Genomic DNA, 7,288 nt, shown 5'->3' on the forward strand with positions numbered 1-7,288 from the left:
ATTATTTGATAAGTGTAACAAAATAGATAAAAAGAGGTCTTATTAGTAATGTTAGTAAATGGACATAAAATGATAACAAAAAAAATACTTTTTCTTCTTTTGTTGGTAGGTTTTCAACTATCGGCACAAGAAAAGAAATGGACATTAGAGGAATGCGTGGATTATGCGATCAAAAATAATGTTTCCATTAAACAATCAGAGTTGGATTTAAAAACTTCGGATATTGAAAAAATGGAAGCGGTTGGTGGATTTTTACCTTCTTTGAATGCCAATGCAAATTATAGTGTTAATACTGGAGCAAGTATTAATCCCGTAACGAATCAATTTCAAAACGAAACATTTAAATCGTTTTCAGCTTCGGCGAATTCAAGTATTAACTTGTTTAACGGTTTATCGAATTGGAAAACATTGCAAAGAGCGAAATTGAGCAAGATTGCTAATTCATATCGCTTGGATAAAATGAAAGATGATATTGCACTTTCTGTTGCGAATTCTTATTTGCAAATTTTGTTCAACAAAGAACAATTGAAAGTTCAAAAAAATCAAAACCTAATAACAAAAGATAACCTAAAACGTACCGAGCAATTAATCGAGGCAGGTTCAGTTCCAGCAGGAGATATTTATGAATTACAAGCAACTGATGCTACGCAAGAACAGCAAATTATTAGTACTGAAAATGCCTTATTGATTTCAAAAATTGCACTTTGTCAAACGTTATTGATTCAGGATTATGCAAATTTCGATATTTCGGACGAAGAAATTGATTTGCCCCTTTCAGATGTGAGTAATCAATCGCAAGAAGCTATTTTAGCGAAAGCTAAAGAGTCCGTTAAAGATGTGAAAATAGCTATTGCTAATGTAGACTTAGCAAAGAAAAGTGTCCAGATTTCGCGTTCATCTTATCTTCCAATATTAACTGGTTTTATTGGCTATAATACGCGCTGGTCTGAAAGTACGCCGTTAAATTTTGCAGATCAATTGTCCTTATTTGATGGAACGGGTATTGGTTTGCAGTTGAATATTCCTATTCTTAACGGTCTACGCACAAGAGCTGGAGTTCAACGAGCAAAAGTGAGTCAAGAACGTTCGGAATACCAATTAAAACAATCGGAATTAGATTTAGAACGAAATGTATATCAGGCTTATAATGACGTAATCAATGCAAAGAAATCATTTGAAGCTGCAACAAAAACATTGGAAGCAAGAAATCAAGCCTATAATTTTTCAAAAGAAAGATATGATGTTGGGTTATTGAATGCTTTTGATTTTTCTCAATCAACAAATGCTTTCGAAAACGCACAATCAGAAGTTCTGAGAACTAAATATGATTATATTTTTAGAACAAAAATTTTAGAATTCTATTTCGGAATACCCTTAATTAAACAACAATAATGAAAAATAATAAGTCAGCCATGTCAAAGAAAACCATATACATTTTAGTCGGAGGCGCCATCGGATTAATCCTTTTATTAATTGTTCTTAAAAAAAGTGGTGCAATAGGAGACAATGATAACTCAAAAATCGTTGAATTGTCAAAAGTTGCGGAAACTACGATTATCGAAACGGTTTCTGCTACCGGAAAAATTCAACCTGAAATTGAAGTTAAAATTTCATCTGAAGTTTCGGGAGAAGTTATTGCTTTGACTGTAAAAGAAGGGCAGCAAGTAAAAAAAGGAGATTTATTAGTGCGTATCAATCCTGATTTATATGAATCAGGTGTAAATCGTTCAGTAGCTTCTATGTCGACTACAAAAGCGGGATTGACGCAAGCCGATGCACAAGTAAAAGAAGCTAAATCAAGTTATGATAGAAGTAAAACTTTATTTGATAAAGGTATTATTTCAAGAGCAGAATGGGATAGAGCTGTTTCTGCATATGAAGTAGCGCAGGCTAACAAACAATCAGCATACTATCAAGTACAAAGCGCTTCAGCAACCGTAACGGAAGCGAGAGACAACTTAGGTAGAACTACAATTTATGCGCCAGCAGACGGAACAATTTCGTTGTTGAATATAGAATTAGGTGAGCGTGTTTTAGGAACCCAACAAATGACGGGAACTGAAATTTTAAGAATTGCGAACCTAAACAATATGGAAGTGGAAGTGGATGTGAATGAAAATGATATTGTAAAAGTAAACATTGGCGATTCAGCAAAAATTGAAGTCGATGCTTACATGAAAAGAGAATTCAAAGGAATAGTAACTAGTATTTCAAATTCAGCAAGTGCTGCATTATCGGCAGACCAAGTAACGAATTTCAAAGTGAAAGTTAGAATTTTAAAAGAATCATATGAAGATCTGTTACAAGGAAAACCCGCAAATTATTCGCCTTTTAGACCTGGAATGACTGCTACTGTTGATGTAATCACAAAACGTAAAGAAAAAATTATTGCTATTCCTATCAGTGCGGTTGTTATCAAAGACGACACCACTTCAGTGAAAAAAGATATTGTTGCAGAATTAGAAAAAGAAGAGCAGAAAAAGAAAGGGACAGCACCAAAAAGCGATAAGAAATACGAATGTGTTTTTGTGAAAGTTGGTGATAAAGCAAAACTTCGTGTGGTGAAAACAGGAATTCAGGATGATACGAATATTGAAATTATTTCGGGATTAAAACCGGGAGAAGAAATTATTGTAGGACCTTACAGCACGGTTGCAAAAGACTTATCTTCAAACGATAAAGTGAAAGTTGAAAACGAAAAAGATAAAAAGAGTAAAGTAAAAAAATAGTAGGTTAATATTATGTTTGGTTAAGTAAGGCGCTATTTATAGCGTCTTATTTTTTTTTAAACGGTTTTCCTTAGTAACTTTGCACTTCAAAATATAATTATGGCTTTGATTTTAAATATAGAAACTGCTACCAAGAATTGTTCTGTGTCACTTTCAGATGATGGGAAAACCATTGTCTGCAAAGAAGTAGCCGAGCAAAATTTTTCTCACGCTGAAAAATTACATCTATTTATTGCAGAAGTCTTAGTTGAAAATAACTTCGGTTTTTCTGATTTAAAAGCTGTCGCTGTAAGTCAAGGCCCTGGATCATATACAGGTTTAAGAATTGGAGTTTCTTCTGCAAAAGGCTTGTGTTATGCTTTGAACATCCCTTTAATTGCAATTGACACCTTACAGCTTTTAGCGAAACAAATTCAAATCGAAAACGGTATTATTCTGCCTATGATTGATGCTCGAAGAATGGAGGTTTTTACTGCTTTTTATGACAAGAATTACAACCAAATCAGAAATGTTCAAGCTGAAATAATCGACGAGAATTCATATAGTGAAATTGCTGAAGTGCTTCATTTAGTTGGAGACGGAACCGCAAAATTCGAAAGCACGTTAACCCATGAGAAATTTGTATTTCATCCTGCAGTAATCTTTCCATCGGCTAATGAAATGAGTCAATTGTCCTTTGAGAAATTTCAAAAGCAAGAATTTGTAGATGTAGCTTATTTTGAACCTTTTTATCTAAAGGATTTTCTTATCATCAAGTAGTTTAGCCTTCTTTTTGTATTTCAATTTGAATAGGATAGGGAATATCCATGCCTAACTTATTAAATTCCGCTTTGCATTTTTCAAAAACATCTGATCTTACTTTTAAAATGTGTTCGTTCTTAGTATAAGGACGAACAATAAATTCAATTGAACTTGAACCTAAATCGTTAATGTAAATTATGGGTTGCGGTTCAGCTAGAACTTCCGGAATCGATTTGATGATGTTATTTAACGTGGTTTTTACCAATTGTAAATCTGCGTCGTATCCAACAGATATTACCATATCAACTCTTCTAGTACCGTTTGCAGAATAATTGATAATCACGCCGTTTGATAGCGAAGCATTCGGGATTACTATAACTTTATTCTCAGGCGAGGTAATTACTGTAGAGAAAATTCTAATTTCTTTTACGCTTCCTAGAACACCTTGAGCTTCGATAAAATCACCTAATCTAAAAGGTTTCATAAGAATAATTAAAATTCCACCGGCAAAATTAGAAAGTGATCCTTGCAATGACAAACCGATGGCTAAACCAGCAGCTCCTAAAATAGCAACAAAAGAAGTCGTTGGAATTCCTAATTTAGAAATTACAGTAATAATCAACAAAATACGTAAAGTCCAGAAGATTAAATTACCAATGAAAGTAGATAGCGTAATTTCTACATCACGTCTTAACATTATTTTTTTAGCAGTTTTTGTAATAACACTAACTAACCAAAGTCCCACAAAAAGAATTCCTAAAGAGATAGCGAAATTTGGTAAATATTCAAAAAATAATACTTGTGCAGAATTAGTAAAGGATTCAAGCGAAACGGTTTCCATTTTAATCTATTTTTGGCAAAGATACTTATTGTGTTTTTAAATGGTTCTAAAACAAACTTAAAATTGAGTCAGTTCACTACTTGGCACAAAAAAGGCGCTCTTTTTAAGGAACGCCTTTAATATTTTTTTATTTTGAAACTATTCAATTTCAAAAGTTATTTTTAGATTTACTCTAAATTCTACTATTGCATTGTCTTTTACCTGTGCACTTTGCTCTTTAACATAAACCGAACGGATGTTCTTTAATGATTTAGAAGCTTCAGTTACTGCTTGCTTTGTTGCGTCTTCCCAACTAACGGTTGAACTAGATAATACTTCAATTACTTTTAATACTGCCATAATAATTTGATTTAATTTTAATTTAAAGTTAAGGATTTATTTGTAAATCACAACCTTTTGAGGGATTTAATAACATTAAGTTAACGTGATAACGAATAACTTGGAGCACTTTTGTATAAAATTAATTCATATTTAAAATGGAACAGATTTATGTAATAATGTTAATCGTATTGGGAGTTTTAGCCGTTATTGATTTAATGGTTGGAGTGAGTAATGACGCGGTTAACTTCTTAAATTCAGCTGTTGGTTCAAAAGCTATTTCTTTTAAAACCACTATGATTGTTGCGAGTTTAGGAATTATGGTTGGTGCAATGTTTTCTAGCGGTATGATGGAAATTGCCAGAAGTGGTATTTTTGTGCCAAGTATGTTTAGTTTTAATGATGTTATGATCATTTTCTTAGCAGTTATGATTTCTGATATTTTACTGCTAGATGTATTTAATTCCTTAGGATTACCAACTTCCACTACGGTTTCTATTATTTTTGAATTATTAGGAGCTGCCGTCTGTTTGGCGTTATACAAGATTTATTCTACTGATGATACGTTTGATAATTTAGGAGCTTATATCAATACGAAGAAGGCTTCCGAAATTGTATATAGCATTCTGCTGTCGGTAGTGCTCTCGTTTTCAATAGGTAGTTTTGTTCAATACATTTCCCGTTTAATTTTTACGTTTCAGTACGAGAAAAAAATGAAATATTTCGGCGCTATTTTTGGTGGAATTGCCATTACAGCGATTACTTTTTTCATTTTAATTAAAGGTTTAAAGGGAGTTTCTTTTATTTCTAAAGAACAATTTGATTGGATTGATGCCCATCAATTTCTGATTTTAGGTGTGAATTTTATTATTTTCACTTTGCTTTCTCAGTTGTTAATCAGTTATTTTAAAATAAACATTTTACGTGTTATCATCATCATAGGTACTTTTGCATTAGCATTAGCTTTTGCAGGAAACGACTTGGTGAACTTTATTGGTGTGCCAATCGCAGCTTTCAATTCGTATGAACTTTTCCAAGGAAGCGGTATTTCCGGTGATGCTTTTATGATGGGCGAATTAGCGAACGACAATATTGTAGCTCCATTTTACTTCTTATTATTCGCAGGAATTGTGATGGTAATTACTTTATGGACTTCGAAGAAAGCAAAAAGTGTTATTGAAACAGGTGTGAATTTATCTAGAGATGGTGATGGAGTAGAAAAATTCTCTCCAAACGTTGCTTCAAGATTTGTAGTAAGAACTGGAGTTTATATTGGTGAAGGAATTAATTACTTATTACCAAAAAGTCTGCAACTTACTATTGACAAACGTTTTGAAAAACCAGAAAAGAAAACCAAAAAATCGAATGACGAGCCTGCTTTTGATATGGTTAGAGCATCGGTTAACTTAATGGTTGCGAGTATTTTGATTTCTATTGGTACTTCAATGCAATTACCATTGTCTACAACTTATGTTACTTTTATGGTAGCAATGGGTTCGTCATTTGCAGATAGAGCTTGGGATAGAGAAAGTGCTGTTTACAGAATTGCCGGAGTTTTTAATGTAATTGGTGGATGGTTTTCTACTGCAATTGTTGCTTTTATAATGGCATTTATCATTGCTTTTATCTTGAAAGTTGGTGAAGTTTTTGCTTTCGTAGGATTGTTGTTATTGTTAGGGATTATCTTGTATAGAAGTGCAAGAAAACACAAACAAAAAGTAAAAGAAGAAGAAGAAATTTCAAGTTTGCGTAAAGAAGATATTGGAACGGTAAAAGAAATGATTACTGAAAGTTCAGCACAAATTTCGAAGGTGTTCCGTAAAAGTAGCGCGTTGTATTCCAATGTAATTGATAATTTAGGTTTGCAAGATTTAGCGAAATTAAAAGAAAATAAAAAAGATCAAAAGAAATTAGAAAAAGAAATTGATGAATTGAAGAGTAACGTTTTCTACTTCATTAAAAACTTAGATGATAATTCTGTAGAAGCGAGTAAGTTTTACATTTTAATTCTGGGTTATTTGCAAGATATGGTTCAGTCAATTGATTATATCACATCAGCGAGTCATTCGCATGTGAATAACAATCATAAGAAATTAAAATTCAACCAAATTAGAGATCTTAAAACAATTGATAGACAATTACAACATTTGTTACAATTGCTTGAAGAAAGTTTTAAAGCGGAAGATTTCTACAAGATTGATCTTATCTTAAAAGATAAAGAAGTAGTTTTGAATACCATTTCGGGATTAATCACTAAACAGATTCTAAGAATTAGAACGACAGAAACAAGTCCAAAAAACACCAAGCTATATTTTAGTTTGTTGTTAGAAACAAATGATTTAGCGAAGTCAATTATGAATCTATTGGAATTGTTTAAAGAGTTCAATCAGTTGAATAAGAATTAAATAGTTGAATAGTGTAGTAGTTTGATAAGTATTGTTTGATTTGTTTTTAAGGGATCGAATAGAAAGTCAAACTGAATTTAGAAGAATGTATACAATTGAATAATTATAAAAAAAGTCATGAAGTTTTAAACGACATGACTTTTTTAGTAGGTATAATTTGCATTATTATTTAGGTGTGCAATATTGTGTCCCGTCCTAAATAATCGATACAGATTATTAGACAAAAATATTAAATTAAACAGTTGCAAAATCGA

The 7,288-nt window shown here is 32.1% G+C and carries 6 protein-coding genes; 4 read left to right on the forward strand and 2 right to left on the reverse strand.

Translation table 11 applies throughout. From position 1 onward, the window contains the following. Positions 1 to 69 precede the first annotated feature (69 nt). The 3 genes from ACFSX9_RS09590 to tsaB all read left to right on the forward strand — a co-directional run bounded on the left by ACFSX9_RS09590 (position 70) and on the right by tsaB (position 3,488). Positions 70 to 1,392, forward strand: coding sequence for a TolC family protein (locus ACFSX9_RS09590; protein ID WP_379807027.1), 1,323 nt, complete (start codon positions 70 to 72; stop codon positions 1,390 to 1,392). A gap of 20 nt (positions 1,393 to 1,412) precedes the next feature. Continuing rightward, on the forward strand, positions 1,413 to 2,729 hold the full coding sequence (locus ACFSX9_RS09595) for an efflux RND transporter periplasmic adaptor subunit (protein ID WP_379807085.1): 1,317 nt from the start codon (positions 1,413 to 1,415) through the stop codon (positions 2,727 to 2,729). A gap of 99 nt (positions 2,730 to 2,828) precedes the next feature. Further along, complete coding sequence (tsaB, locus tag ACFSX9_RS09600; protein WP_379807029.1) at positions 2,829 to 3,488, forward strand: tRNA (adenosine(37)-N6)-threonylcarbamoyltransferase complex dimerization subunit type 1 TsaB; 660 nt, start codon at positions 2,829 to 2,831, stop codon at positions 3,486 to 3,488. Between the two features lies 1 nt (position 3,489). On the opposite strand, the gene ACFSX9_RS09605 is transcribed toward tsaB, so the two are convergent. Both ACFSX9_RS09605 and ACFSX9_RS09610 read right to left on the reverse strand, forming a co-directional pair. After that, a complete protein-coding gene (locus ACFSX9_RS09605) occupies positions 3,490 to 4,311 on the reverse strand; it encodes a mechanosensitive ion channel family protein (protein ID WP_379807031.1) in 822 nt (273 codons plus the stop codon). 138 nt (positions 4,312 to 4,449) lie between these two features. Continuing rightward, positions 4,450 to 4,650 (reverse strand): dodecin family protein, encoded by a 201-nt coding sequence (locus ACFSX9_RS09610; protein ID WP_379807033.1) that lies wholly within the window; start codon positions 4,648 to 4,650, stop codon positions 4,450 to 4,452. Positions 4,651 to 4,787: 137 nt separating this feature from the next. Here ACFSX9_RS09610 and ACFSX9_RS09615 point away from each other — a divergent pair, with 137 nt between their 5' ends. Next, complete coding sequence (locus ACFSX9_RS09615) at positions 4,788 to 7,034, forward strand: inorganic phosphate transporter (protein WP_379807035.1); 2,247 nt, start codon at positions 4,788 to 4,790, stop codon at positions 7,032 to 7,034. Positions 7,035 to 7,288 lie beyond the last annotated feature (254 nt).

Origin of the sequence: Flavobacterium ardleyense (genome assembly GCF_042686085.1) — a bacterium.
In the GTDB taxonomy this organism is placed as follows: domain Bacteria; phylum Bacteroidota; class Bacteroidia; order Flavobacteriales; family Flavobacteriaceae; genus Flavobacterium; species Flavobacterium ardleyense.

Excerpts from the sequence above, each read along its gene's own strand:
- ACFSX9_RS09590 (WP_379807027.1), top strand. The coding sequence starts at position 70 with ATGATAACAAAAAAAATACTTTTTCTTCTTTTGTTGGTAGGTTTTCAA.
- ACFSX9_RS09595 (WP_379807085.1), top strand. The coding sequence starts at position 1,413 with ATGTCAAAGAAAACCATATACATTTTAGTCGGAGGCGCCATCGGATTA.
- tsaB (WP_379807029.1), top strand. The coding sequence starts at position 2,829 with ATGGCTTTGATTTTAAATATAGAAACTGCTACCAAGAATTGTTCTGTG.
- ACFSX9_RS09605 (WP_379807031.1), bottom strand. The coding sequence starts at position 4,311 with ATGGAAACCGTTTCGCTTGAATCCTTTACTAATTCTGCACAAGTATTA.
- ACFSX9_RS09610 (WP_379807033.1), bottom strand. The coding sequence starts at position 4,650 with ATGGCAGTATTAAAAGTAATTGAAGTATTATCTAGTTCAACCGTTAGT.
- ACFSX9_RS09615 (WP_379807035.1), top strand. The coding sequence starts at position 4,788 with ATGGAACAGATTTATGTAATAATGTTAATCGTATTGGGAGTTTTAGCC.